This window comes from Pseudomonas sp. FBCC-B545 (assembly GCF_059134095.1).
This window is the reverse complement of record NZ_CP101441.1, coordinates 1,163,030-1,188,700: the sequence shown is the minus strand read 5'-3', so window position 1 is coordinate 1,188,700 and position 25,671 is coordinate 1,163,030. Positions and strand designations below refer to the sequence as shown.

Genomic DNA, 25,671 nt, shown 5'->3' with positions numbered 1-25,671 from the left:
TGTACCGAGTGGTATGCATCGCAGGCATGCCAGCTCCCACCTTTTCAACCACGCTCGCCAACCAGCCATTGCAGTTGCACTTCATGCTGACCACGGTCGTCGGTCACGAAGATTGTGCCTTCACTGATCATCACGTCCCACTTGATCACCCGCGGCATGTCCTTGGCCAGGGTCTCGAGCACTTCCTGGGGCACGGCGGCGATGTGCACGTTCTTCAGGTTGTTGGCCACCGGCACCACCTTGCCTTCCCACACACGCAGGCTGCCATAGGCCAGCAGGCTGGTGCGCTCGGTGCGGCGCGAGCACCAGGTCAGGCGGTCGGCATCCGGCTGGCCGACTTCGATCCAGTGCAAAACCCGATCATCCAGGCTTTTTTCCCACAGGGCCGGCTCGTCTACATCTGACAGGCCACGCCCGAACGCCAACTGCTCGTTGTACCAAAGGGCGTAGGCCAGCAGGCGCACGGTCATGCGCTCTTCGGTTTCCGAAGGGTGGCGGGCGATGGTCTGTTTGACGCTCTCATACACCGAGCGGTCGAGGTCGGTGAGGTTGAGTTCGAATTTGTAGGTCGTGGACGGCTGGGCCATGAACGGGCTTCTAGAGACAAGGAAAGGAGGCCAGTCTAACCGATGGCGAGGTCATTCAACGAATACTGCGCTGCATCCGGGCAGCTCGCCTATGTTAAAAAGCAAGATACCTCCGTCCCGCACTTGTAAGGATCCCCATGTCGCTGAATGCCAAACCCCTTGCCGGTCTGAAAGTCATAGAACTGGGCACATTGATCGCCGGCCCATTCGCGTCGCGGATCTGCGCTGAATTCGGTGCCGAGGTGATCAAGGTCGAATCGCCGGACGGCGGCGACCCGCTGCGCAAATGGCGCAAGCTGTATGAGGGCACCTCGTTGTGGTGGTTCGTGCAGGCGCGTAACAAGCAGTCGCTGACCCTCAACCTCAAGCACCCCGATGGCCTGGCGATCCTCAAGCAACTGCTGGCCGACGCCGACATCCTGATCGAAAACTTCCGCCCCGGCGTGCTGGAAAAGCTCGGCCTGAGCTGGGAAACCCTGCATGCATTGAACCCCAAGCTGGTGATGGTGCGCCTCTCGGGTTTCGGCCAGACCGGGCCGATGAAGGATCAGCCCGGGTTTGGTGCGGTGGGCGAGTCCATGGGGGGCTTGCGCTATATCACCGGCTTCGAGGACCGCCCGCCCGTGCGCACCGGGATCTCCATCGGCGACTCGATTGCCGCGTTGTGGGCCGTGATCGGTGCGTTGATGGCGCTGCGTCATCGCGAAGTCAACGGCGGCCTGGGCCAGGTGGTGGATGTGGCGTTGTATGAAGCCATCTTCGCCATGATGGAAAGCATGATCCCCGAGTTCGACGTATTCGGGTTTATTCGCGAACGCACCGGCAACATCATGCCCGGCATCACCCCCTCCTCGATCCACACCAGTGCGGACGGTAAGCATGTGCAGATCGGCGCCAACGGCGATGCGATTTTCAAACGCTTCATGGCCACCATCGGGCGTGACGACTTGGCGAATGACCCACAGTTGGCCAGCAATGACGGGCGAGACCTGCGCCGCGACGAGCTGTACGGCGTGATCGACCGCTGGGTCAATTCGCTGCCACTGGACCAGGTGGTTGAGCAACTGAACAAGGCCGAGGTGCCCGCCAGCCGCATCTACAGCGCCGAAGACATGCTGGGCGACCCGCAATTCCTGGCCCGGGAAATGTTCCTCAAGGCGCAACTTCCAGGCGGCAAGGACTTCAAGATGCCGGGCATAGTGCCCAAGCTCTCGGATACACCGGGCAGCTGCGAATGGGTCGGGCCGCAATTGGGTGAACACAACAGCGTGGTGCTCAATGCCCTGGGCTACGACGCGGCGGCTATTACCCGCCTGCGTGAGAATGGTGCGATCTAAAAATCGCGGGCAAAAAGAAACCCCGAGCAGTGGGGAGACAACTCGGGGTTAAACGTGGCCTACAAAAAAGGCCCGCACAGCAAGCAACAAACACCGGAGCACAATGATTGCTCTTGCTGATACCAACTCTGACTGACCGCCCCGTAGGAAGGTTCCGAAGAAAAATAATGTTTCATGCCAGTGCGCCGCCTCGGGTCTGGGCGGCGTTGCGCAAGGCTGCAATGACCGAGGGTTCCAGACGCCCTTCGGCGATCTTCAGGTCGCGAAGCAGGCAATCCACCACATCTACCAACGCACGTTTATCGATCAACTGCCCACGGTCGACTTCACGTTCAACCACAATGGCGCCACCGGGATTCTTCACGGTTACCAGGCAGTCGTCCCGCACACCAGAAGTGGTCAGCGTAACCTGATAAGGGCTCAGTGCCTCACTGAGCAATAGGTTGATACTTTCCATCTCGATCACCACTCAATCATTCGAAAAAGGTTCGAAAAACAAAAATGTCACGAAGATGCTGACATTCAAGTGACCCGTGCTCAAAGCAGAAAGTTCTACCTTTTGTGTAATCCGCTGCTTGAGGGAAACGAGCATGCACGGAAAACATGACAGAGAAAAAACACCCGCTCACAGGCTAGAATCCCTGGATTATCCTGGGAGCCTGCCTTGAGAGCCGCGTCTGAAACACCTTTGCGCGTCGTCATTGCCGACGATCATCCGATTTTCCTGATTGGCCTGCGCGCCGTGCTCGAGCGTGACCCGCACCTCAGCATTGTCGGCGAGGCGAACTCACCCCAGGCTCTCAGTGCGTTACTGCAACACTGTGCCTGCGATGTGCTGGTGACCGACTTCATGATGCCCGCCGAACCGGAGGCCGACGGGTTGCGCCTGATCGAGCAACTGCGCCGGCACCATCCGAACCTGCCCGTTGTGGTGGTGACCATGCTCAATAACGCCGGGCTGTTTCATTCCATCCTGGCGTTGGGCGTCATGGGCCTGCTGAGTAAGGCCAGCCTGGCCGATGAATTGCCGCAGGCAATCCGCCAAGTGCGCCAGCAACGCACCTATGTGGCCCAGACCATTCGCCAGGCGCTGAGCCTGGCCGGGGAAGTCGGCGCTGATCGCCTGCATTCCCAGGAACAGCTGTCACCCCGGGAGCTGGAAGTGATTCGCCTGTTAGCCAGTGGCATGACCGTAGGCGCGATCGCTGCACACCTGCATCGCAGCAAACAAACCGTCAGTGCGCAAAAAGTCAGCGCCATGCGCAAGCTGGGGCTGGGCAACGATGCCGCACTGTTTATTTATGTGCAGGAACACGGGCTGGCCTAGCCTGGAACGCGATCCATTGCTTGAGCGCCTCGGCGTCCATCGGTCGGGCAATGAAGCAGCCTTGCAGCCACGCCGCTCCCAGCTCACTCACAGCGTGATAATCGGCGGCAGTTTCCACGCCAGTGACCACCACGGCGATGTTCAGCCGCTTGGCCATGCTCATGGCACCCGCCACCACCGCGGCCTTACGATCGTCATTGGCCATCCCGCAGGCAAAGGCCGGGGGGATCTTCAGTTCGGTGAACGGCAATTCCAGCAAATGTTGCAAGCTGGTGCCGCCCATGCCGAAATCACCGATAGATAACTGGCAACCCAACATGCGCAGGCGCAGCAGGCCGGTGACATGCGCGCTGTCGGTTTTCAACGTTGAGGTTTCCACCAGTTCCAGGGTCAGGCTGTGGGCGGGCACGCCGTGAAGTTGCAGCAAGCCTTGCAGCACCTGGGGAAAGTGCGCTCGCTCGAGCATGCGCCCAGGAATGTTCACCGCTACCGGCAACACTTGGCCGGTCTCGCCCATGACCAGGTTCGCGAGGCCGAGCGCCTGTTCCAGCACGTGCCAGGTAAAGGCCTCCTCCATGCCGGCAAACTCGAGCACCGGCAGGAATTCATCAGGCAGCAACAGTTCGCCTTCCGATAACTGCCAACGCGCTAGCGCCTCTACACCTTGAAGCACACCGGCCTGGCTGACGATGGGCTGATACCAGACCCTGCCACACGCCGCGATAGTGGCCTGGCTGATATCGGCCGACGGCGGCAACTGCTCGCTGTCGCTCAAGCCCAGCAACTGGCGCACGCGCTCCCAGGACAGCACCAGTGGCCCAGGGCGCAAGTGCGCCTGGCAGTCGGCCAAGACTTGCCCGATCAACGTTGCCGAGGCCGGCTTGGGCAGGCACGCCAATACCTTGAGTCCCATCTGCCGTGCCATATTCGCAACGCCTTCCAACACATCAGGCTCGGCATTACTGAGCAGAACCAGCACTTGGGCCAGACGGCGCTCGGCCAATTCGCGGATCAGCTCCAGGCCATCGCCCTGCTCCAGGTATAGATCGCAAATGGCGATATCCACCGGGCCTTTGCTGTCCAGGGATTGGCGGGCCGTTTCGACATTCTCGGCGGTCAGTACGTTGAACACGCCATTGGCATTGAGCATCTGGTGCAGTGCCATCAGTTGAAACGGGTTGTCTTCGAGGATCAGGACGTTGAGAGAGCGCATGGGTCATTGAGTCGGCATTGGGGGCAGAGGCTGACACACTACTCAGATGTCCCGCACAGCCCCATAGGACATGTCCTAAATGCAGTCTCAGGGATGATCAAATGTGGGAGTCCCCACCACATCTTCGATGTGACACTGTCGCGCAGCAAACCAGGGAGCTTGCTCCCGTGGCGGCCTGACAGCCGAGGATGTTGGTTTTCGTCCTGGGTACATATCCGTTGTTTAGGTAACGGCCACTATTGGTTCCGCTTTTACAGCGGGTCACTTTTGAAAAGACCCCCCGTGTCAGCCTATCTGTCACCTCTGATGTTTGACTCAATCATTCAAGGGGGCGAAGGTGTTTGGCAATGCCGAAATGTTATGACAATGACTTCAAAGATTGGGCGGTTCTGCAAATGATGCCGCCCCTTAATCGAGCGGTGGCAGAACTCGCCGTTGCAATCGGCGTCACCCCACAGTCACTACGAGATTGGAGACAAATGGCTAGAGATAAAGGTTTGGTCGTTCCAGGCAATAACAAGACAAGTGATCAGTGGTCCAGTACCGATAAGTTTAATGCCGTTATGGAAACCGCACCGTTGAGCGAGGTTGAGCTTTCTCAATACTGCCGAATCAAAGGCATTTATCCTGAGCAGATTCAACAATGGCGCCTAGCGTGCCAGAACGCCAACGACACACTTGATCCTCAGCCCTCTAAGAAGCAATCCGTCGAGCAAACAACAATTAAGGAGCTTGAGCGGCAACTGCTTCGCTCCGACGCTAATCGCAAGGAGGCGGTGGCTTTGCTGGAGCTCAGAAAAAAAGCCAATGCGATTTGGGGCAAGGACGAGGAAGACTGATCAGCGCCTCCGATCGTATACAGGTTTTAGGGCTGATCGCCGAAGCAGTAGCCAGTGGGGCGCGCCGATTTCGGGCGTGTAATGAACTTGGGCTTTGTCTGCGGACAGTCCAGCGCTGGCGAACCTGCGCAGTAGACAGACGCCAGACAGTCCAGCGCGAAGCGCCGCCAAACAAACTTAGCGCTCTAGAGCGTCAGGCTGTTTTGGATGCCGCCAATCAACCTGGTTATGCGAGCCTGACACCGCATCAAATCGTCCCAAAACTAGCGGACGAAGGCATTTATTTGGCATCGGAGTCCACGTTTTATCGGGTGATGAGAGAAGCGAATCAGAACACACGCCGTGGTCGAGCGAAGGCGCCCAAGCGCAGAGTTTTGACCACACATCGTGCCGACGGCCCTAATCAGGTGTGGTGTTGGGATATCACTTGGTTACCCACCACCATCAAGGGCCGTTTTTACTACTGGTACATGGTCAAGGACATCTACAGCCGCAAGTTGGTGACCAACGAAGTACATGAGTCCGAATGTTCAGAACATGCTTGTGCACTACTTGAAAAGGGATGTTTACGGGAGCATACCGCGGGTCGGCCGTTGATTCTGCACTCGGACAACGGGCATGTGATGAAGGGCTCGCTGCTGCGTGAAAGCATGATCTCGCTGGGTGTTGAACCGTCCTTCAGCCGCCCTCGGGTTAGCAACGATAACGCATACGCCGAAGCGCTTTTCCGCACAGCCAAATATTGCCCGCTGTGGCCAGACCAGCCGTTCGACGACCTGACTCAAGCGAGGCTCTGGGTGCAGAAATTTGTTGAGTGGTACAACGAAGAACACCGCCACAGCGCCTTGAAGTACGTGACGCCGAACGAGCGCCACGAGGGTAAGGCGCCGGCTTTGCTGCTAGCCCGCAATGATCTGTACAAGTCCGCTAAAGCGGCTAATCCCAGCCGCTGGAGCGGGGACACACGTAACTGGCAGCTTGCAGAAGCTGTTTATCTGAACCCGGAGCGACCGGATGCTAAGGCCGCAATGGGTTGCTAAAACAGTAGTAAGGCGACAGATACATTGACACGTACCGAAGAGCCCAAAAGTAACCAAAAGGCTCTTGCCCCACCACTCGGCACCTCGCCCAGGCTCGGTGTGCCCGTAATCCGACATTGATTTGGGGGGCCGCCGCCACGCGCCATCCATGGCGCGGGGCGGCTAAACCGGCATCCCTGCCGGTTTACCCCCCAAATCCCTGTCGAATTCCGGCCAGCGTGGTTTAACGGGGCGCCTGAGATCAAAAACACAGCGAGGCGGCTTTATAGCCGACCTGAGCGTTGAAGTGTGCGCGTACCCCGTGGGAGCGGGCTTGCCCGCGAAGGTCGTTAACGATGAGACGGGCAACCAGAAAGAACGCGGCGTTCTCAGGTTTTTCGCGAGCAAGCTCGCTCCTACGGAAAAGCAGAAGCGCCGCCAGCGTATCTGCGATGCGCAGCGAGTCGCCTTTGATCTTGATCTCTGGCGCCCCGTTAAACCACGCTGGCCGAACGCAGGCTTGAAGCCGTGGGCAACCCGGCAGGACGCCGGGTTAGCCGTCCTGGGCCAAGGATGGCCCATGACGGCGGCCCACGGATTCAAGCCGGAGAGAGGGCACACCGAGCCTGGGCGAGGTGCCGAGTGGTGGGGCAAGAGCGTTTTGCTTACTTTGCCGCTTTTGCAAAGTGAGCCGCCGTAAGGGCGGAACCCATAGACGCCGTTACCTAAATAACGGATATGTACTCGGTCTGATCCAACATCCTGGTCGGCTCTCAGGCCGCCATCGGGAGCAAGCCCCCTCCCATACTTGGATCGCGGTGCATCAATCATATAGCTATAAGCTGCCAGGGAGCAGCAGCGCACCAAAGTTGTGTAGATACCTATGCCCCGATGAGGGAGTGTCAGCAAGCAAATCTGTGACTGACCCGCCGCCATTGGGGGCAACCCCCCTCCCACATTGCATGGCATCGGCAGTCAATCCAGATAGGGCTGCAGGTCGCGACGAAACACCTTCAATACCTCGGACAACTTCAACCAAGGCTCCTCCAGATCGGCGCCGCGCTGTTCGCGCGCACATTTTTCCAGGGCCATGCACGCCTTGGCCAGTGGCAGGGCATCCACCAGCGAGCAAATGCCCTTGAGCCGATGCAGCGCCGCATTCAGGCGCGCAACGTCACGCTCGGCCAGGGCGCTCGCCAATACCTCATGTTCGTGATCCAGGCTCTTCGCCAGTTCCTGCAACATGCTGCGCAGCACCGGCCCGTCGGCCTGGGTCATGGTGCGCAAGGCCTGGATGTCGAACGACCGCTGCGACGCCACGCGGGCCAGCACACGGGTCCAGTGCTCCAGGGTCACAGGCTTGACCAGCAGCTCATCCATGCCAGCCTCCTCGCAGCGTTGCAGCTCATCGTTCATGGCGTTCGCGGTACAACCGATCACAGCGCAACGAGACCGTTGTTGCTCGGCTTCGATGCACCGGATAGCCTCGCTCAAGGCATACCCGGACATGCCCGGCATCTGGCAATCGGTCACCAGCACGTCGAAATGTTGCTCACGCCAACGTTGCAACGCGGCGTCGGCTGAATCCAAGGCAATCACCTGATGCCCGAGGAACTGCAACTGCTGGGCCAGCACCAGGCGATTGGCCGCCAGGTCATCGACCACCAGCACCGAGAGGCTGCACCCCATGGGTGGCAACGTTGCGGTCGGCGTCGCCGGCACATCATCGGTGCTGACCCGATCCAGGCGCAGGTCAATGCATACCACCGTGCCCTCGCCCATCACGCTGTCGAGGTGAATGCGCCCGCCCATCAACTCCACCAATTGCTTGCAGATACTCAGGCCCAACCCGGTACCGCCATGTTCCGCCGCGGTCAATGCGCTCACCTGGGTAAACGGCTTGAACACTCGCGGCTGCTGCTCGGCGCTGATCCCCGGGCCGCTGTCCTCGACGCAAAGGTGCAGATGCTCGGCTTCGTTCTCATCGCGCTGGCAACTGACACTGAGGCGAACCCCGCCCCGCTCGGTAAACTTCAACGCGTTGCCCAACAGGTTGTGCATGACCTGGCGCAAGCGCAGCGGGTCGAACCAGTAATAGCCCTGGGCGGCCGGATCAAATGCCAGGGTCAAATGCAGGCCCTTTTTTTGTGCCGTTGCTTCGAACAGGCGCTGGATGCCTTCAAAAAAGCCCTTCAACTCGACGGTCTGCGGAACCAGTTGCAGGTGACCGGCCTCGATCTTGGCCAGGTCCAGGCTGTCACCCATCAAGGCGATCAGCTCGCGTGCGGAACGATGGGCCACCTGCAGCGCTTCAGACACCGCCTGGCCGCTTGCCAGGCAGCGCTCTTGTTCCAGCTCGAGCAAACCGATGATGGCGGTCATGGGTGTACGAATCTCGTGGCTCAAGGAGGAGAGAAAGGCACTTTTGGCGTAGTTCGCTTCGTCGGCGGCCTGGCGGGCATCCATCAGTTGGTGCTCCAGGTCTTTGCGCTCGCTGATGTCGATCCAACCGCCCAGCAGCCCCTGCAAGCGGCCCTGGGCGTCAAAGAAGGGGACGGTCCACTGATAGACGTGCAAGCTGCCGCCGTTGAACTCCAGCTGCCGGTCGACAAACAACGGCTGCTGCGTGGCCAGTTGCTCCATGTGGCCTGCGTGCAAGCGCGCCGCCGTGGCTTCGGGCATGACCCCGCTCTCCATCAGCGTCAGGCCCTGAATCAACTCCAGCCGGGTCGCCAGTTGCTGTTCATAACTCTTGTTGCAGGTCATCAGCCGTCCGGCCAGGTCGCGGACGAACAGCGGGTTGGGCATGCCATCGAGCAAGGCGCGCTTGAACGCCAATTGGTCATTGAGGCGCTGCTCGGCTTCCAGCCGCTGGCGGATCTGGCGCTTGAGCCGGCTGTTCCACACCAGCGACACCAGCACAAACAACAGCGCCGTGGCCACCGTCCAATAAGCCCATGACGGCACCCGCTGCCAGGCCGGCAACGGAATCGCCACGGCGCCGATCCAACGCAGGCGCAACGCGCTCAACTCGGCCACCGGCAAGGCCTCCAGGGCTTTGTTCAGGATGCTCAACAGCTCAGGCTGATCCTTGCGCACCGACAGGCAGTTTGACGACCACTTGCCATCGACACTGCGGCCGATTCGCAAACCGTCCTCGGTATAACTCTGTACCTCCACTTCGGTCTGCACGGTGGCGGCCGCTTCACCCCGTTGCACCAACTCACGGGCCTGGGCGTAATTGTCCACCAGCCGCAGCTCGATCCGGGGGTACATCTGGCGGATATCATTCTCCAGCACATGGCGCGCCGGCAGCGCCAGGACCTTGCCCTCCAACTGCTTCAAGCCGGTCAGCGGCGCCGTATCGGCGCGTTCAACAAACACCCAGCCGGAGCCGCCAAAACCGTGGCTGAAGTCGAGCAACGCCCTGCGCTCCTGATTCGCCGCCAGGGTGGTGTTCATCTGCGCCCTGCCCGTTTCCAGCCACTCCAGGGTTTGCGCGGTGGAATGCACTTCTTCGATGACAAACTGCAAACCGGTCATACGCGAAATACGATGCAACAGGTCGACGTTCAAGCCCACCCAGTGACCGTCTTTGTCCTTGAATATGTAGGGCGACATCTGTTGGGCCACTACCACGACATGGGGATGCTGCAATAACCAGGTGCGTTCCGAGGCCGACAGTTCAACACGCTCGCCACTGAAACCGACGCCGAGCCCGGTGGTCCAGCGTGCGAGGATTTCACGCTGCACCGACTCATCGATACTCGCCAGGGCACGGTTCATCATCGCCCCCAGCAACGGCTCGGCCGCACGGGTGGCGAAGGCAAAGCCGATGGGCGCCAGCCGGCTCTGCTCCTTGATCTGCAAGCCCAGATAGGGCCGCAGCGACTTGTAGGCGCGCACGATCACTTCATTGCCGATAAACGCATCGGCATCGCCTTGCTTGAGTGCTTCCAGGCCGCTGTAAAGGTTGGGCGCAAGCATGATGTGGCTGTCGGGATAGGCAGCTTGCACGTTATGCACATTGGCGTAGCCGTCGAGCAACACCACTTTCTTGCCCACCAGGTCGTCGTCTTGAAACTCGTCACGACGCAACACCACCACGGATTGATCGGGCATGTAGTCCTGGGTGAAGTGCAACCCGGGGACATCGCGTTCATAGCCATTGGCGCTGGTCAGGATATCGATAGTCCCACTGCGCAGCGCCTCAACCGCCTGGGCCCGCTCGGCAAAGCCCAGTACCTGCATGGGCACCTGCAACCGAGCACCGACCAGGCTCAGGTAATCGGCGCTGATGCCCTGGTAGCGATTGCGGTCGCGGGTGATATCAATCGGCTGATAGTCATCAATGGAAATGCCCACCTTCAATGTTCGGTGCGTCGCCAGCCACTGCTGCTCGGCGGGCGCCAGGGGCAACGGCTCAAGGGGGATAAATGCCGGCACCAGTTTGAAGGGCAGGCTGACGGCCGCCAGGCCTGCCGGTATTTGGGTAAGCCACAGCATGCACATCAGCCGCCATGTCCATTGGATCAAAACCTGCACCGATTGGATTTCCTTGATTGGGCAAGTGAGCAAGTATGGCTCGCCAAAATAAAAAAGCCCGTCACGAGGACGGGCTTGGCCGACTGCAAAAAAGCTAACTGCCGGATGTAATCTGATCAACTGCGGGCATCAGAGCGGCTTGCCGCGATTACCGTGTTGGCTGACAAACGCCTGCACTGCCTTCAGGTCGTTAGCCAGCACGGTGCAGCGCTCTTCACGTTCGAACAGGTCGACCAAGTGCTCCGGCAATTCCAAAGCCTTGCCAACACCGGCCTTCTCCACCGCTTCGGGGAATTTCACCGGGTGCGCAGTGCCGAGGATCACCATCGGGATGTCCAGGCTGCGGCGGCATTCGCGGGCGGCCTTCACACCGATGGCCGTGTGCGGGTCGAGCACTTCGCCGGTCTGGGCATAGACCTCAGCAATGGTTTGGCAAGTCTGCGCATCGTCCACGGCCAGGGAGTCGAACAGCTTGCGGGTTTCGGTCCAGCGTTCCTCATCAACGCTGAAACCGCCACCTTGCTTGAAGCTGCTCATCAGTTCGGCCAGGGCCGCGCCGTTGCGACCGTGCATGTCGAACAGCAGGCGTTCGAAGTTCGACGACACCATGATGTCCATGGACGGCGACAGCGTGGCGTGCAGGGTTTCCTTGACGTACTGGTTACCGCTCATGAAGCGGTGCAGGATGTCGTTGCGGTTGGTGGCGACGATCAGCTGGTTGATCGGCAGGCCCATGTTGCGCGCCAGGTAACCGGCGAAGATGTCGCCGAAGTTGCCGGTGGGCACCGAGAACGACACCGAACGCGCCGGGCCGCCCAGTTGCAGGGAGGCGTGGAAGTAGTAGACGATCTGGGCCATGATCCGCGCCCAGTTGATCGAGTTCACTGCCACCAGGCGTGTGCCCTTGAGGAAACTCTGGTCAGCGAAGCTGTTCTTGACCATTTCCTGGCAGTCGTCGAAGTTGCCTTCGATGGCGATGTTGTGGATGTTCTCGCCGAAAATGGTGGTCATCTGCCGGCGCTGCACTTCCGACACGCGCTTGTGCGGGTGCAGGATGAAGATGTCGACGTTTTCGCAGTGCTTGCACCCTTCGATGGCCGCCGAGCCGGTATCACCGGAAGTGGCGCCGATGATCACTACGCGTTCGCCGCGCTTCTCCAGCACATAATCGAGCAAACGCCCCAGCAGTTGCAGGGCGAAGTCCTTGAACGCCAGGGTCGGGCCGTGGAACAGTTCAAGGACCCACTCGTTGCCGTTCAGCTGGCGCAGGGGTGCGATGGCGTTGTGGGAAAACACGCCGTACGTCTCTTCCAGGATCTTCTTGAAATCCGCATCCGGAATGCTGCCGGTGACGAACGGGCGCATCACCCGGAATGCCAGCTCGTGATACGGCAGGCCGGCCCAGGAGGCGATTTCTTCCTGGGTGAAACGTGGCAGGTTTTCCGGCACGTACAGGCCGCCGTCGGTGGCAAGGCCTGCCAGCAGGACGTCTTCGAAATTCAGGGCCGGTGCCTGGCCGCGAGTGCTGATGTAACGCATGACTGGCTCCTCTAAAACATTCTCGAACAGGGGCCGCCGAAGAGACGGGGCCCCTGGAACAAATCGTTAGTTCAGGTGTTCGACGCGAATACGCACCACCGGGCCAACCACACCTTGCAGGGCTTCCAGGGCGTGGATGGCATCGTTGATATGCTGCTCGAGCACGCGGTGGGTCAGCAGGATCATCGGCACCTGGCCGTTTTGCTCCTCGACTTCCTTCTGCATGATCGACTCGATGTTGATACCACGCTCCGACAGGATGCTCGCCACCTGGGCCAGCACGCCGGGGTGATCCTGGGCCTGGATGCGCAGGTAGTAGGCGCTTTCGCAGGCTTCGATCGGCAGGATCGGATGGGCCGACAGCGAGTCCGGCTGGAAGGCCAGGTGCGGTACGCGGTTTTCCGGGTCGCTGGTCATGGCGCGGACCACGTCCACCAGGTCGGCGATCACCGACGAGGCGGTCGGCTCCATGCCGGCGCCGGCGCCGTAGAACAGGGTGGAGCCAGCGGCGTCGCCGTTGACCATCACCGCATTCATCACGCCATTGACGTTGGCGATCAGGCGGTCGGCCGGGATCAGCGTCGGGTGCACACGCAACTCGATGCCTGCCGGGGTGCTGCGCGCCACGCCCAGGTGCTTGATGCGGTAGCCCAGGGCTTCGGCGTAGTTCACGTCGGCAGTGGTCAGCTTGGTGATGCCTTCGGTGTAGGCCTTGTCGAACTGCAGCGGGATACCAAAGGCAATGGAGGCCAGGATGGTCAGCTTGTGCGCTGCGTCGATGCCTTCCACGTCAAAGGTAGGGTCGGCTTCGGCGTAACCCAGGGCCTGGGCTTCGGCCAGTACGTCTTCGAAGGTACGGCCCTTCTCGCGCATTTCGGTGAGGATGAAGTTACCGGTGCCGTTGATGATGCCAGCCACCCAGTTGATACGGTTGGCAGACAGGCCTTCACGGATCGCCTTGATCACCGGGATACCACCGGCCACCGCGGCTTCGAACGCGACGATCACGCCTTTTTCGCGGGCCTTGGCGAAGATCTCGTTGCCATGCACGGCGATCAGCGCCTTGTTGGCGGTGACCACGTGCTTGCCGTTCTCGATAGCCTTGAGCACCAGCTCGCGGGCCACGGTATAGCCGCCCACCAGTTCGATGACGATATCGATTTCAGGGTTGGTGGCTACGGCGAAGACATCGTTGGTAATAGCAATACCGGTCGTTTCGTACTGAGGCTTTGGCGAACGCGTGGCAATTTGCGCCACTTCAATCCCACGCCCTGCACGGCGGGAAATTTCTTCAGCGTTACGCTGAAGTACGTTGAAGGTACCGCCACCGACGGTCCCTAACCCACAGATGCCTACTTTGACCGGTTTCACTGAAGAACTCCCCATGAAACGGCCGACTCAAGGTCGGCCGTGAAAACAGCCGCACAACTGCGGCTCTCAATTAATGACCCGTCGACGGTTCGCCGGGTCATGATCGTCAAAGGCTCGACGATTAATGCTTACTTGGCACCCAGTGCCAGTTTGGCAACTTGCGGCGCCGGCTGGTAGCCCGGAATCACCTGGCCGTCGGCCAAAACGATGGCCGGTGTACCGTTCACACCAATGGACTGGCCGAGGGCGAACTGCTTGGAAACCGGGTTGGCGCATTTGGCCGCCTTGATTTCCTTGCCGTCGACCATCTTGTCCATGGCCGCTTTCTTGTCGGCCGAGCACCATACGGCTTGCAACTGCTCGTCACCCGGCGAACCCAGGCCCTGGCGCGGGAAGGCGACGTAGCGCACCTCCACCCCCAGCTTGTTCAGCGCAGGCACTTCGGCATGCAGCTTGTGGCAGTACGGGCAGGTAGTATCGGTGAATACGGTGATATGGGTCTTGGTTTCGCCGATGGCCGGGTAAACCACGGTTTCCGCTACCGGGATACCGTTGATCAGCTTGGACACGCCCAGGCGCTCGGCTTTCTCGGTCAGGTTGACCGGCTTGCCATCCTTGAGCTGGAACAGGTAGCCCTGGACGATGTACTGGCCGTCGGCACTGGCGTACAGCACACGGCTGCCCTTGAGCTTGACTTCATACAGGCCGGCCATGGGGCTGGCGCTGATGCTTTCGATAGGGGTGTCGAGCGCCAGGTTGGCCAGGCTCTTGCGAATGGTCTGCTCGGCCGCATCATCGGCGACGGCAAAGGTGGAAACCAACGCAATGGCTGCGGCGGCAATAATCTGGGTCAAGCGCATGGGAACTCCTGAAGGCAGAGGCAGGGACGGGGGCAGAATATCGATCTGGAACCCAACTCGGGTCGTCCCCTTTGCGAACCGGCAAAGCCTACCACAGTTGGGCCGAGGGGCAGACTGTGGCAGGTAAATTGGGCCGTTTCCGACAGTTTTTATCCCCGTGGGTGATGCTTGGCGTGCATGTCCTGCAAACGTGCGCGGGCCACATGGGTGTAGATCTGCGTGGTGGATAAGTCGCTGTGACCGAGCAGCATTTGAACTACACGCAAATCGGCGCCGTGGTTGAGCAAATGGGTGGCGAATGCATGGCGCAAGGTGTGGGGCGACAGGGCTTTGCCGATCCCGGCCACTTTGGCCTGATGTTTGATGCGGTGCCAGAAGGTCTGGCGCGTCATCTGCTCGCCGCGCAGGCTGGGAAACAGCACATCGCTGGGGCGCCCGCCGAGCAGCTCGTGGCGCGCATCGCGCATGTAGCGCTCGACCCACACAATAGCCTCCTCGCCCATGGGCACCAGCCGCTCCTTGCTGCCCTTGCCCATCACCCGCAGCACGCCCTGGCGCAGGTTGACTTGCTCCAGGGTCAGGCTGATCAGCTCGGTCACACGCAGGCCGCAGGCGTACAACACTTCCAGCATGGCGCGGTCGCGTTGACCGATGGCTTCACTGAGATCCGGCGCAGCCAACAGAGCATCCACGTCAGCTTCCGACAAAGATTTAGGAAGAGGCCTACCTAATTGCGGCATATCGATTTGTAGAGTGGGATCGGTCGCAATGAGCTTTTCCCGCAGCAGGTAGCGGTAAAAGCCGCGCACGCCGGACAGGAATCGTGCGGTGGAGCGTGGTTTGTAGTTCTGCTCAAGGCGCCACGCCAGATGATCGAGGATCAGCTCACGCCCGGCGTTGATCAACTCAAGGTTTTTGTCCTGCAACCAGCCATTGAACAGGGCCAGGTCGCTGCGATACGCCTGGCGCGTGTTGTCCGACAGGCCTTTTTCCAGCCAGAGGGCGTCAAGGAAACGGTCGATCAAAGGGTGGTCGATGGCGGGCATGGGCTCTCAAGCGACGCAGCACGGGGCTTTGCGCAAATTATTTAGTGAACTGTGACAAGGGTCGCTAGTCTTTCATAGCCCGCTACTTCAAGGAACAGGAAGCTTCAATGAATGAACAACAGATTTTGCTGGCCTTTGGCGGCATTGGAGTGGCGGCATTGGGTTGCCAATGGCTGGCGTGGCGGCTCAAGTTGCCGGCGATCCTGTTTCTGTTATTGACGGGTATTTTGGCGGGGCCGGTACTGGGCTGGCTCGACCCGCAGGAGATGTTCGGCCCTCTGTTAATGCCGTTGGTGTCCCTGGCCGTGGCGTTGATCCTGTTCGAAGGCAGCCTGACCCTGCACCTTTCGGAGTGGAAGGAGATCGGCAGTGTGGTACATCGCCTGGTAACGGTCGGCGCCCTGTCGACCTGGGCAGTGATCACCCTGGCCACCCACTGGCTGCTGGGGTTCGACTGGATGCTCGCCCTGCTGTTCTGCACCCTGACCCTGGTGACCGGGCCGACCGTGATCGTGCCCATGCTGCGCGTAGTACGCCCCAAGGCCTCCATTGCCAACATCCTGCGCTGGGAGGGCATCGTCATCGACCCGATTGGCGCGCTGCTGGCGGTAGTGGTCTACAGCTTCATCATTGCCCGGGCTGCGGGCGACGGTTTGAGCCATAGCCTGCTGACCTTCGGCGGTGTGATCCTGTGCGGCAGCCTGTTCGGCATTGCCGGCGGCTGGGTACTGGGGCAGATCATGCGCCGGCAATGGTTGCCGGAATATCTGCATAACCTGGCGACGCTTGCCGGCGTGCTGGGCATCTTTATCGCTGCCAACCAGGTGATGCATGAATCCGGCCTGCTGGCGGTCACGCTGATGGGCATGTGGATGGCGAATATGAAGGGCGTGGATGTCAGGCACATCCTGCATTTCAAGGAAAACCTCAGTGTGTTGCTGATTTCCGGGCTGTTCATCCTGCTAGCGGCGCGCCTGGACTTGAATGCCTTGATCGCATTGGGCCCATTCGTGTTGATCTTGCTGCTGATCATCCAGTTTATTGCGCGCCCGTTGAACGTGGCGCTTTCAACGTTTGGCTCCGGGCTGAACTGGCGCGAGCGCGCGCTGCTGGCCTGGATCGCCCCACGGGGCATTGTGGCCGCGGCAGTGTCGGCGATCTTTGCGATCCGCCTGGATGAGGCGGGTCATGAAGGCGCCTTGCTGCTGGTACCACTGACTTTCGCAGTCATCATCGGCACGGTGGTGCTGCAAAGCGCCACGGCACGCCCCTTGGCGCGCCTGCTGAAAGTCGCCGAGCCTGCGCCCAGCGGTTTCCTGATTGTCGGCGCAAACGGCCCGGCGCGGGCGCTCGGCAAGGCGTTGCAACAATTGGGCAGCCGCGTGTTGCTGACGGATTCGAGCTGGGAAAATATCCGCGCCAGTCGCATGGAGGGGCTGCCCACTTATTTCGGTAACCCCGCTTCCCAGCATGCCGAATCCCATCTGGACCTGGTCGGCCTGGGGCATTTGCTCGCGCTCTCGCCTTCCGGCGAACTGAACGCCTTGGCCACCATGCGTTTTCGCCATGACTTCGGCCATCGCCTATTCGCCCTGGCCAGCAGCCAGGAAAACCGCCGCACCGACAAACACAAGGCCAGCCACGAACACCGCGGCCAACTGCTGGGCAGCCAACCCTTGAGCTACACCAAGCTGGCCAGCCTGTTGGGCCAAGGCGCCGAGCTATATAGCACTAACCTCACAGACGGCTTCGGCTGGGAGCAGTACCAGGCACTGCATGGAGAGCGCGCCACCCTGCTGTTTGCCCGCGACACCAGCGGCTGGGTGCATGTGGTCACGCCCCAGAGCAGCTTGAAACCTATGGCCGGCTGGACCTTACTGGCCGTGATTCAGCCAGAGAACAGCACTGCCACGTAATCAGTCGGCAAACCCAGGCAATACCGGTACAGGGCGTTTGTCCGCGTCAATAGCGACAAAGCTGAACACGCCCTGGATCGCCTTTTCACGGCCATCGACACTCATGCTCTCGACAAACACCTCTACTTCGACCTTGAGGCTGGTGTTGCCGACCTTGATCACCCGACCGATCAGCTCAACGATGGAGCCGGCCGGGATTGCGTGATTGAAGTCGATACGGTCGGTGGACACCGTCACCAAGGGCAAGCGGCAGAAACGCGTGGCAGTGATGAACGACACTTCGTCCATCCACGCCAGGGCGGTGCCGCCGAACAGGGTGTTGTGGTGGTTGGTGGTGGGCGGGAACACGGCCTTGGTCACGTGGGTAACGGACAGGTCGGTGCGGCGCTGGATTTCTTCGAGGCGGGCGGTCATGGACAAATACCGGCAGATAGACAAATTTCAGGCACAAAAAAGCAGCCCCTAGGCTGCTTTTTTCTGCATCGGGAAGCTGGACTTAAGCCAGTTTTTCCTTGATGCGAGCTGCTTTACCGGACAGGTCACGCAGGTAGTACAGCTTGGCTTTACGTACGTCACCGCGACGCTTAACGGCCATGCTGTCGATTTGCGGGCTGTAGGTCTGGAAAGTACGCTCTACGCCAACACCGTTGGAGATTTTACGAACAGTGAAAGCACTGTTCACACCACGGTTACGCTTGGCGATTACCACGCCTTCGAACGCTTGCAGACGCGAACGGTCGCCTTCCTTCACTTTCACCTGAACGACAATGGTGTCGCCCGGGGCAAAGGTAGGGATCTCTTTGGTCATCTGCTCTGCTTCGAGTGCAAGGATGATTTTGTTAGTCATGCTGTGCTCCTAAGGTAAGTCAATGGACCTACCATCGATACGTTGTTAACTATCGTCCCGCGCGAGGATGTATTCCTCGAGCAGCTTCTTCTCTTCTCCAGAAAGCGAGCGGCTTTCCAGAAGATCGGCGCGTCGTTCATAGGTCCGACCAAGGGACTGCTGTAAACGCCAACGCCGGATGTGTGCGTGATTGCCACTTAGCAATACGTCGGGAACACGCTGATCCGCATACACCTCCGGTCGGGTGTAGTGCGGGCAATCCAGCAAACCATCCGTGAAGGAATCTTCCTCCGCAGAGTCCACATGCCCTAAAGCTCCAGGCAGCAGTCGTGTAACCGCATCTATCAGGACCATTGCCGGCAGCTCGCCGCCAGACAATACATAGTCCCCAATCGACCACTCTTCATCGACATGAGCTTCAATAAAACGCTCGTCAATGCCTTCATAGCGACCGGCAATCAGGATCAAACTTTCCTCATTCGCCAGTTCGCGTACCGCCGCCTGTTTCAGCTGACGGCCTTGAGGGGACAGGTAAATCACCTTCGCCTTCTCCCCGGCGGCTGCCTTGGCCTGAACCAACGCATCTTCCAGGGGCTTGATCTTCATCACCATGCCCGGGCCACCGCCAAATGGGCGGTCATCCACAGTGTGATGTCGATCCGTCGTGTAGTCTCGCGGGTTCCAACAGGTAAGCTGCAACAGCCCCTGTTTCACCGCCCGACTGGTGATGCCGTACTCGCTGATGGCGGAAAACATCTCGGGAAACAAACTGATCACTTCAATGCGCAAATTAGCCACGCCTAGAAGTCCGCGTCCCATTCCACCTTCATCTCGCCCGCTGCCAGGTCGACGGCCAACACGCATTGCTCGGTATAGGGCAACAGGCGTTCGCGATCATCCAGGCTGCCAGCGCAAGGCTTGACCACCATTACATCATTGGCGCCGGTTTCCAGAAGATGGTCGATTTTCCCCAGCAATTGCCCGAGTTGATCGATAACCTTCAGACCTTCGAGCTGGTACCAGTAGTACTCGCCGTCGGTCAATTCAGGGAACAGGTTGCGCGGCACGCAGATCTCATAACCGGCCAGAAGACGAGCTTCTTCACGATCATCAAGACCCTTGAGCTTCGCGACCAGGAACTTATCGCTCCCGCGTCCACTGACCAGCTCAACCTGTTTCACACTACCCTCGCGCTTGAGCGTCCAGGTCTTGTACTGCAACAGGTTTTCAGTCGGATCAGTAAAGGAATACACCTTCACTTCGCCGCGAACGCCATGAACAGAGTAAATCTTGCCGATAACGATCAAATCATCAGCAACAGCTGGCGTCGCGTTCATATTGCTCAGGCTGCGGCCTTAGCCGAGTCCTTCAACAGTTTTGCAACGCGCTCGGATGGCTGTGCGCCAACGCTCAGCCAGTAGGCTACGCGCTCTTGGTTCACGGACAGACGAACTTCTTGACCACGAGCAACAGGGTTGAAGAAACCAACCTGTTCCTTGTGCGAACCGTCGCGCGGGTTGCGGCTGTCGGTTACGGTCAAGTGGTAAAACGGGCGCTTTTTGGAGCCGCCAAGGGCAAGACGGATTGTTAGCATGTGAACATCGTTCCTGTAGTCGGTGCTGCAAATCTAAATGCACAGCGGGCATAGGTGCCCGAAAGGCCGCATATTCTAAGGAATATCCGGACTTTTGCAAATGTCTTTTTCTGGCGCCTAGTCAGCGTGCCACTCAGATCTGCTATAGAGCCGTCGGTTAAAACGGCGAGTCAGCCCCCGCCAACGGCGGGTTTGCTGGAGATCCCACATCCCTGTGGGTCGGAGCAGGAGTGAACTCCCGCTCGAAACTTTTACATTTTCGGCATGCCGCCGCCGGGCAACATACCGCCCATGCCGCGCATCATCTTGGCCATACCGCCTTTGGCGGAGAATTTCTTCATCATCTTCTGCATTTGCTTGTGCTGCTTGATCAAGCGACCGATGTCCTGCACCTGGGTGCCGGAGCCCATGGCGATCCGACGCTTGCGCGAACCGCTGATCAGCTCAGGGTCGCGGCGCTCGGCCGGGGTCATGGAGTTGATGATGGCTTCCATCTGCTTGAACTGCTTCTCTGCCGCGCCCTGGGCATTGCCCATCTGCGCCAGGTTCACACCACCGATGTTCGGCAGCTTGTCCATCAGGCCGCCGAGGCCGCCCATGTTCTTCATCTGTTGCAACTGGTCACGGAAGTCTTCGAGATCGAAGCCCTTACCCTTCTTCAGTTTCTTGGCCAGCTTGTCGGCCTTGTCCTTGTCCAGCGTGGCTTCGGCCTGCTCGATCAGGCTGAGCACGTCGCCCATGCCGAGGATGCGCGAAGCGATACGCTCGGGGTGGAACGGCTCGAGCGCGTCACTCTTCTCGCCCATACCGATGAACTTGATCGGCTTGCCGGTGATGGCACGCACCGACAGCGCAGCACCGCCGCGGGCGTCGCCGTCGACCTTGGTGAGGATCACGCCGGTCAGCGGCAGTGCGTCGCCAAAGGCCTTGGCGGTGTTGGCCGCATCCTGGCCGGTCATGGCATCGACCACGAACAGCGTCTCGACCGGGTTGATCGCGGCATGCAGCGCCTTGATCTCGCCCATCATTTCTTCGTCGATGTGCAGGCGACCGGCGGTATCGACGATGACCACGTCGATGAACTTGAGCTTGGCTTCTTTAATCGCCGCGTTGGCAATGTCGACCGGCTTCTGGCTCAGGTCGGACGGGAAGAAGGTCACGCCCACTTCGCCTGCGAGCATTTCCAACTGTTTGATGGCCGCCGGACGGTACACGTCGGCCGACACCACCATCACGGATTTCTTCTTGCGCTCTTTAAGGAAGCGCGCCAGCTTGCCGGCGGTGGTGGTTTTACCCGCGCCCTGCAAACCGGCCATCAGCACGACAGCCGGTGGCACGGCGCTGAGGTTCAAATCTTCGTTGGCCGCGCCCATCAGGCTTTCGAGCTCGGCCTGGACGATCTTCACAAAGGCCTGGCCCGGGGTCAGGCTGCGGGACACTTCAGTGCCGACCGCACGTTCCTTGACCGAGTTGACGAAGTCCTTCACCACCGGCAAGGCCACGTCGGCTTCCAGCAACGCCATGCGCACTTCACGCAGGGTGTCTTTGATATTGTCCTCGGTCAGCTTGGCCTTGCCGGTAACGTGGCGCAGCGTCTGCGAGAGACGGTCAGTCAGGTTTTCAAACATGCGCGATCCTTTCAGGCCCTAAGATAGACCGAGGTAATGGCGGCCCAGGCTGTGGTAAATCGCTATTAAAAACAGCGCTCGGCGAGCCTGCGGCGTGGGCAGGTCGCGGATTATAGCGAAGACTGCGCCCATGCACACCCGCTGTCTGGCCCGGGAGTCTTTCTTGCAGCGCAGGTGTGTGCCAAACTCAGCGCCTTTCGGGCTTGTCTATCAGGATTTATGCTCCCCTTGTCACCCAGTTTGCTACCCAGCCTCGCCGCCGCCATCTTGTATGCCGCTGCGACCCTCTATCAGGGCACTCGTCTGGCCCAAGGCACCAAAGCGGACAAACGTCTGCTCGTCGGCCTTGGCGTGCTGGCCCTGCTGGCCCATGCCGCCAGCCTGTTCACCCACCTGATGACCCCGGTGGGCCTGGGCCTGGACTTTTTCAGCGCCGCCAGCCTGATCGCCGCGGCCGTCATCGCGCTGACGCTGCTGGCCTGCTACCGCATTCCAGTCGAGAACCTGCTGGTGCTGCTATTCCCCTTGGGCATGCTGACAGTGCTGCTGGCGCAGTTCGCGCCCACTGGCACCGTGCAGGTGATTGACGAGGAACCGGGCATCCTTGCCCATATCCTGTTGTCGATCCTCGCCTACGGCATGTTCACCATCGCGGTGTTCCAGGCCCTGCTCCTGCTGCTGCAGGACCACCAGCTCAAGCACAAGCACCCGTCCGGGCTGATCAAGAACTTCCCGCCGCTGCAAACCATGGAAAGCCTGCTGTTCGGGTTCCTGTGGGCCGGCTGGACCCTGCTGTCGCTGTCGCTGATCTCCGGCTGGCTGTTCGTCGAGAACCTGTTCGCCCAGCACCTGGTGCACAAGACCTTGCTGGCGTGCCTGGCCTGGGTGGTGTTCAGCGTGTTGCTGTGGGGCCGCAACCGCCTCGGCTGGCGCGGCCACAAGGCAATCCGCTGGACCCTGGCCGGTTTCTGCCTGCTGATGCTGGCCTATTTCGGCAGCAAGCTGGTTCGCGAATACATCCTGCATATCTGACGAGCGGCGATCATGGACAACTTGCCCTTAGGGCCGATGCTCGCCGTAATTGCCTTGCTGGTTTTATGGGCGGCGCTGTTTACCGCCATTGAAGCCGCGCAGCAACACCTGCTGGCCCTGCGCCCCGGTACACGCCAGGGCGACAAGGCAGCCGCACGCCTGAGCTTCCCGCGCCATAGCCTGATCCTGTGCAACAGCCTGTGCCGTGCCGCGGTGGTGATCCTCTGCACGCTGCTGGCAATCTATGCCTGGGCACAGAACGGCCCATGGCTGGGCTGGCTGATCTCCTGCGCCCTGCTGCTGATACTGGCCGACTACCTGCCCCGCGCCCTGGCTACCCGCCATCCGCAAGCGGTGCTGGGTTTTGGTAACACCCTGCTGGGTGTACCGCTGAAAATCCTTTACCCCCTGGCCTGGCTGCTCAATGGCATCAGCCTGTTGCTGCTGCGCCCGTTTGCCCGCAAGGCCGGCGTGGTGAAACACAGCGACGAGCCGCAGCCCCACCACGACAACGAACCGCAGCCCGAAGCCGACGAAGACCGCATGTCCGGCATGCCTGGTATCCACGCCCTGGATAACATCACCGTCAACGACATCCTGGTGCCGCGCAGCGAAGTGGACGGTATCAACCTGGATGACTCGATCGAGGAAATCATCGAGCAACTGCGCAGCTCCCAACGCACTCGCCTGCCAGTGTTCCACAGCGATATCAACCAGGTCGAAGCGGTGCTCAACACACGGCAGGTCCAGCACCTGCTGCCCGACGCCAGCCTGACCAAAGAGGCGCTTCTGGCTGCCTGCCACGAACCTTACTTCGTCCCGGAAAGCACGCCATTGCAACTGCAACTGCTGAACTTCCACAAGCAGCAGCGGCGCCTGGGCATGGTGGTGGACGAATACGGCGAAGTGCTGGGCATCGTTACCCTGGAAGACATTCTTGAAGAGATCGTCGGCGAATTCGAAAGCGACCAGGCTGTGGATAACCCGCATATCGAAGCCCAGCCCGATGGCCGCTACATCATCGACGGCGCCGCCTCGATCCGCGAACTGAACAAGAGCCTGGGCTGGCACCTGTCCAGCGATGGCCCCAAGACCCTCAACGGCCTGGTGACCGAGGCGCTGGAGACCATCCCGGATTGCGCGGTGTGCCTGAAGATCGGCCGCTATCGCCTGGAAATCCTCGAAACCGAGGACAACCGGGTGAGCAAGGTGCTGATCTGGCATACCAGCCATGTGCCCGTCGCTGCATAATCCCTGACACACCAAATCCAATGTGGGAGGGGCGGTGCGACGGTTCGACTTGCTCCCGATAGCAGAGCGCCAGTCACTGCAGTAGGTGACTGATAAACCGCTATCGGGAGCAAGCCCCCTCCCACATTTTGATTTGTGGCACTCCCGCCACTTGTTGTAATTCCAAACCCCTTCCTATAATCCCTGCGGCTTACCCAAGCCCCCGCCCGACCGCGTGCTACCCGCACTCAGCGCGTCCAGGCACCGCTTCATCATGTCCGACCGGTGTTTGCTCCCATCCCGAGCCGCTCCGCGCATAGCCCTGATCCATGGGTGTTCGACCAATAATAATCCGCGTCCAAACGCGCAATGACCGTCAGGGATACTGCCATGAGCACCACCTACCAAGAGGCTGCGACCGCCGCCCCTACCAATTCGACCGCCCGTGTGGCCACGGCGAGCATCGTCGGCACCGCCATCGAGTTCTACGATTTCTATATCTACGCCACGGCTGCCGCACTGGTGATCGGCCCGGTGTTCTTTCCCCAGAGTTCCGGTACGGCGCAGATGCTGGCCTCGTTCCTGACCTTCGGCATCGCCTTTATCGCCCGCCCGCTGGGCTCGGCGTTGTTCGGCCACTTCGGCGACCGTATCGGGCGTAAATCCACGCTGGTGGCCTCGCTGCTGCTGATGGGCGTGTGCACCACCTTGATCGGCTTGCTGCCGGGCTACGACAGCATCGGCGCCTGGGCACCGATCCTCTTGTGCGTATTGCGCTTCGGCCAGGGCCTGGGCCTTGGCGGGGAATGGGGCGGCGCGGCATTGCTGGCGACCGAGAATGCGCCCAAAGGCAAGCGCGCCTGGTTTGGCATGTTCCCGCAATTGGGCCCATCGATTGGCTTTTTGGCGGCCAATGGCTTGTTCCTGATCTTGGCCATGAGCCTGGATGACGAGCAGTTCCGCAGCTGGGGTTGGCGCATTCCGTTCATTCTCAGCGCCGCACTGGTGATGGTGGGCCTGTATGCACGCCTGAAGCTGCATGAAACCCCAGTATTCGCCAACTCCGTAGCCAAAGAAGCACCGGTGAAGGTGCCACTGGTGGAACTGTTCAGCCAACATTGGCTGCCGGTGCTGCTGGGCGCTGCGTCGATGGTGGTGTGCTACGCGCTGTTCTACATCACCACGGCGTTTTCCCTGAGCTACGGCGTTTCCACACTGGGCTACAGCCGCGAGACGTTTCTCGGTTTGCTGTGCTTTGCCGTGCTGTTCATGGGCTTGGCGACGCCGCTGGCAGCGCTGGCCAGTGATCGTTATGGACGTAAGCCGGTGCTGATCGTTGGGGCGATCCTGGCGATTCTCTCGGGCTTTACCATGGAGCCACTGCTGACCCACGGCTCGACCTGGGCCGTGGCGCTGTTCCTGGCGTTGGAGCTATTTCTGATGGGTGTGACCTTCGCACCGATGGGTGCCCTGCTGCCGGAGTTGTTCCCGACGCGTGTGCGTTATACCGGTGCTTCGGCGGCGTATAACCTGGGCGGGATTGTCGGGGCGTCTGCAGCACCGTTCTTCGCGACCAAGCTGGTGGCGATGGGTGGGCTCAGTTATGTCGGAGGGTATGTGTCGGCGGCAGCGTTGTTGAGTTTGATTGCAGTGCTGTGCCTGAAAGAGACGCGGGATAATGATTTGAATCGCGTGGGCTGATAGACCGCTATCGGGAGCAAGCCCCCTCCCACATTTGAAT

Annotated in this window: 22 protein-coding genes; 8 read left to right on the top strand and 14 right to left on the bottom strand. The window is 60.1% G+C overall.

Going from position 1 to position 25,671, the window contains the following annotated elements:
* Positions 1–44: 44 nt before the first annotated feature.
* Positions 45–587 (bottom strand): YaeQ family protein, encoded by a 543-nt coding sequence (locus tag NMB39_RS05475; protein ID WP_003193952.1) that lies wholly within the window; start codon positions 585–587, stop codon positions 45–47.
* 137 nt (positions 588–724) lie between these two features.
* On the opposite strand from NMB39_RS05475, the gene NMB39_RS05470 reads away from it, so the two are divergent.
* On the top strand, positions 725–1,924 hold the full coding sequence (locus NMB39_RS05470) for a CaiB/BaiF CoA transferase family protein (RefSeq protein ID WP_043046867.1): 1,200 nt from the start codon (positions 725–727) through the stop codon (positions 1,922–1,924).
* Between the two features lie 172 nt (positions 1,925–2,096).
* On the opposite strand, the gene NMB39_RS05465 is transcribed toward NMB39_RS05470, so the two are convergent.
* A complete protein-coding gene (locus NMB39_RS05465) occupies positions 2,097–2,381 on the bottom strand; it encodes a DUF3509 domain-containing protein (RefSeq protein ID WP_046069398.1) in 285 nt (94 codons plus the stop codon).
* Positions 2,382–2,588: 207 nt separating this feature from the next.
* On the opposite strand from NMB39_RS05465, the gene NMB39_RS05460 reads away from it, so the two are divergent.
* Positions 2,589–3,251 (top strand): response regulator, encoded by a 663-nt coding sequence (locus NMB39_RS05460; RefSeq protein WP_057013216.1) that lies wholly within the window; start codon positions 2,589–2,591, stop codon positions 3,249–3,251.
* Here NMB39_RS05460 and NMB39_RS05455 read toward each other — a convergent pair.
* Entirely contained in the window at positions 3,220–4,464 is a 1,245-nt protein-coding gene (locus tag NMB39_RS05455; protein ID WP_057021664.1) for an EAL domain-containing response regulator, read from the bottom strand. The two genes, NMB39_RS05460 and NMB39_RS05455, sit on opposite strands and share 32 nt — an antisense overlap.
* A gap of 347 nt (positions 4,465–4,811) precedes the next feature.
* On the opposite strand from NMB39_RS05455, the gene NMB39_RS05450 reads away from it, so the two are divergent.
* A protein-coding gene (locus NMB39_RS05450) for an IS3 family transposase (protein ID WP_494339157.1) occupies positions 4,812–6,343 on the top strand; the annotation gives its coding sequence in 2 pieces (ribosomal slippage) (positions 4,812–5,253 and positions 5,253–6,343; 1,533 coding nt in all).
* Between the two features lie 313 nt (positions 6,344–6,656).
* A complete protein-coding gene (locus tag NMB39_RS05445) occupies positions 6,657–7,022 on the top strand; it encodes a hypothetical protein (protein ID WP_156422407.1) in 366 nt (121 codons plus the stop codon).
* Positions 7,023–7,297: 275 nt separating this feature from the next.
* On the opposite strand, the gene NMB39_RS05440 is transcribed toward NMB39_RS05445, so the two are convergent.
* The 5 genes from NMB39_RS05440 to xerD form a co-directional block, all read right to left on the bottom strand.
* Positions 7,298–10,867 carry an ATP-binding protein gene (locus NMB39_RS05440; protein ID WP_494339548.1) on the bottom strand — a complete coding sequence of 1,190 codons (3,570 nt, stop codon included), beginning with the start codon at positions 10,865–10,867 and terminating at the stop codon, positions 7,298–7,300.
* A gap of 129 nt (positions 10,868–10,996) precedes the next feature.
* The gene (thrC, locus tag NMB39_RS05435) at positions 10,997–12,406 is read right to left on the bottom strand and encodes a threonine synthase (protein WP_057021667.1); all 1,410 of its coding nucleotides are present in this window, start codon (positions 12,404–12,406) and stop codon (positions 10,997–10,999) included.
* A gap of 66 nt (positions 12,407–12,472) precedes the next feature.
* The gene (locus tag NMB39_RS05430; RefSeq protein WP_043046862.1) at positions 12,473–13,777 is read right to left on the bottom strand and encodes a homoserine dehydrogenase; all 1,305 of its coding nucleotides are present in this window, start codon (positions 13,775–13,777) and stop codon (positions 12,473–12,475) included.
* Positions 13,778–13,905: 128 nt separating this feature from the next.
* Positions 13,906–14,637: a thioredoxin fold domain-containing protein gene (locus tag NMB39_RS05425; RefSeq protein ID WP_043046861.1), complete on the bottom strand. Its 732-nt coding sequence runs from the start codon at positions 14,635–14,637 to the stop codon at positions 13,906–13,908.
* A gap of 149 nt (positions 14,638–14,786) precedes the next feature.
* On the bottom strand, positions 14,787–15,683 hold the full coding sequence (gene xerD, locus NMB39_RS05420; RefSeq protein ID WP_046069403.1) for a site-specific tyrosine recombinase XerD: 897 nt from the start codon (positions 15,681–15,683) through the stop codon (positions 14,787–14,789).
* Between the two features lie 107 nt (positions 15,684–15,790).
* Here xerD and NMB39_RS05415 point away from each other — a divergent pair, with 107 nt between their 5' ends.
* On the top strand, positions 15,791–17,599 hold the full coding sequence (locus NMB39_RS05415; protein ID WP_494339549.1) for a cation:proton antiporter: 1,809 nt from the start codon (positions 15,791–15,793) through the stop codon (positions 17,597–17,599).
* On the opposite strand, the gene NMB39_RS05410 is transcribed toward NMB39_RS05415, so the two are convergent.
* From NMB39_RS05410 to ffh, 6 genes are all read right to left on the bottom strand, one after another.
* Positions 17,600–18,013, bottom strand: coding sequence for an acyl-CoA thioesterase (locus tag NMB39_RS05410; RefSeq protein WP_494339550.1), 414 nt, complete (start codon positions 18,011–18,013; stop codon positions 17,600–17,602).
* Between the two features lie 82 nt (positions 18,014–18,095).
* The gene (gene rplS, locus NMB39_RS05405) at positions 18,096–18,446 is read right to left on the bottom strand and encodes a 50S ribosomal protein L19 (protein WP_003175895.1); all 351 of its coding nucleotides are present in this window, start codon (positions 18,444–18,446) and stop codon (positions 18,096–18,098) included.
* Positions 18,447–18,491: 45 nt separating this feature from the next.
* Entirely contained in the window at positions 18,492–19,265 is a 774-nt protein-coding gene (gene trmD, locus NMB39_RS05400) for a tRNA (guanosine(37)-N1)-methyltransferase TrmD (protein WP_172833430.1), read from the bottom strand.
* Positions 19,247–19,783 (bottom strand): ribosome maturation factor RimM, encoded by a 537-nt coding sequence (rimM, locus tag NMB39_RS05395; RefSeq protein WP_003175898.1) that lies wholly within the window; start codon positions 19,781–19,783, stop codon positions 19,247–19,249. The genes trmD and rimM overlap by 19 nt, the downstream gene beginning before the upstream one ends.
* Before the next feature lie 5 nt (positions 19,784–19,788).
* The gene (rpsP, locus tag NMB39_RS05390) at positions 19,789–20,040 is read right to left on the bottom strand and encodes a 30S ribosomal protein S16 (protein ID WP_003175899.1); all 252 of its coding nucleotides are present in this window, start codon (positions 20,038–20,040) and stop codon (positions 19,789–19,791) included.
* Between the two features lie 251 nt (positions 20,041–20,291).
* Positions 20,292–21,668, bottom strand: coding sequence for a signal recognition particle protein (ffh, locus tag NMB39_RS05385; protein ID WP_010207982.1), 1,377 nt, complete (start codon positions 21,666–21,668; stop codon positions 20,292–20,294).
* Positions 21,669–21,887: 219 nt separating this feature from the next.
* Between ffh and NMB39_RS05380 the strand changes: the two genes are divergently transcribed.
* The 3 genes from NMB39_RS05380 to NMB39_RS05370 all read left to right on the top strand — a co-directional run bounded on the left by NMB39_RS05380 (position 21,888) and on the right by NMB39_RS05370 (position 25,631).
* Complete coding sequence (locus NMB39_RS05380) at positions 21,888–22,700, top strand: cytochrome C assembly family protein (protein WP_057013212.1); 813 nt, start codon at positions 21,888–21,890, stop codon at positions 22,698–22,700.
* Positions 22,701–22,712: 12 nt separating this feature from the next.
* Complete coding sequence (locus tag NMB39_RS05375) at positions 22,713–23,951, top strand: transporter associated domain-containing protein (protein WP_494339551.1); 1,239 nt, start codon at positions 22,713–22,715, stop codon at positions 23,949–23,951.
* A 369-nt stretch (positions 23,952–24,320) separates the two neighbouring features.
* Positions 24,321–25,631, top strand: a complete 1,311-nt coding sequence (locus NMB39_RS05370) for an MFS transporter (RefSeq protein WP_057021670.1) — start codon at positions 24,321–24,323, stop codon at positions 25,629–25,631.
* Positions 25,632–25,671 lie beyond the last annotated feature (40 nt).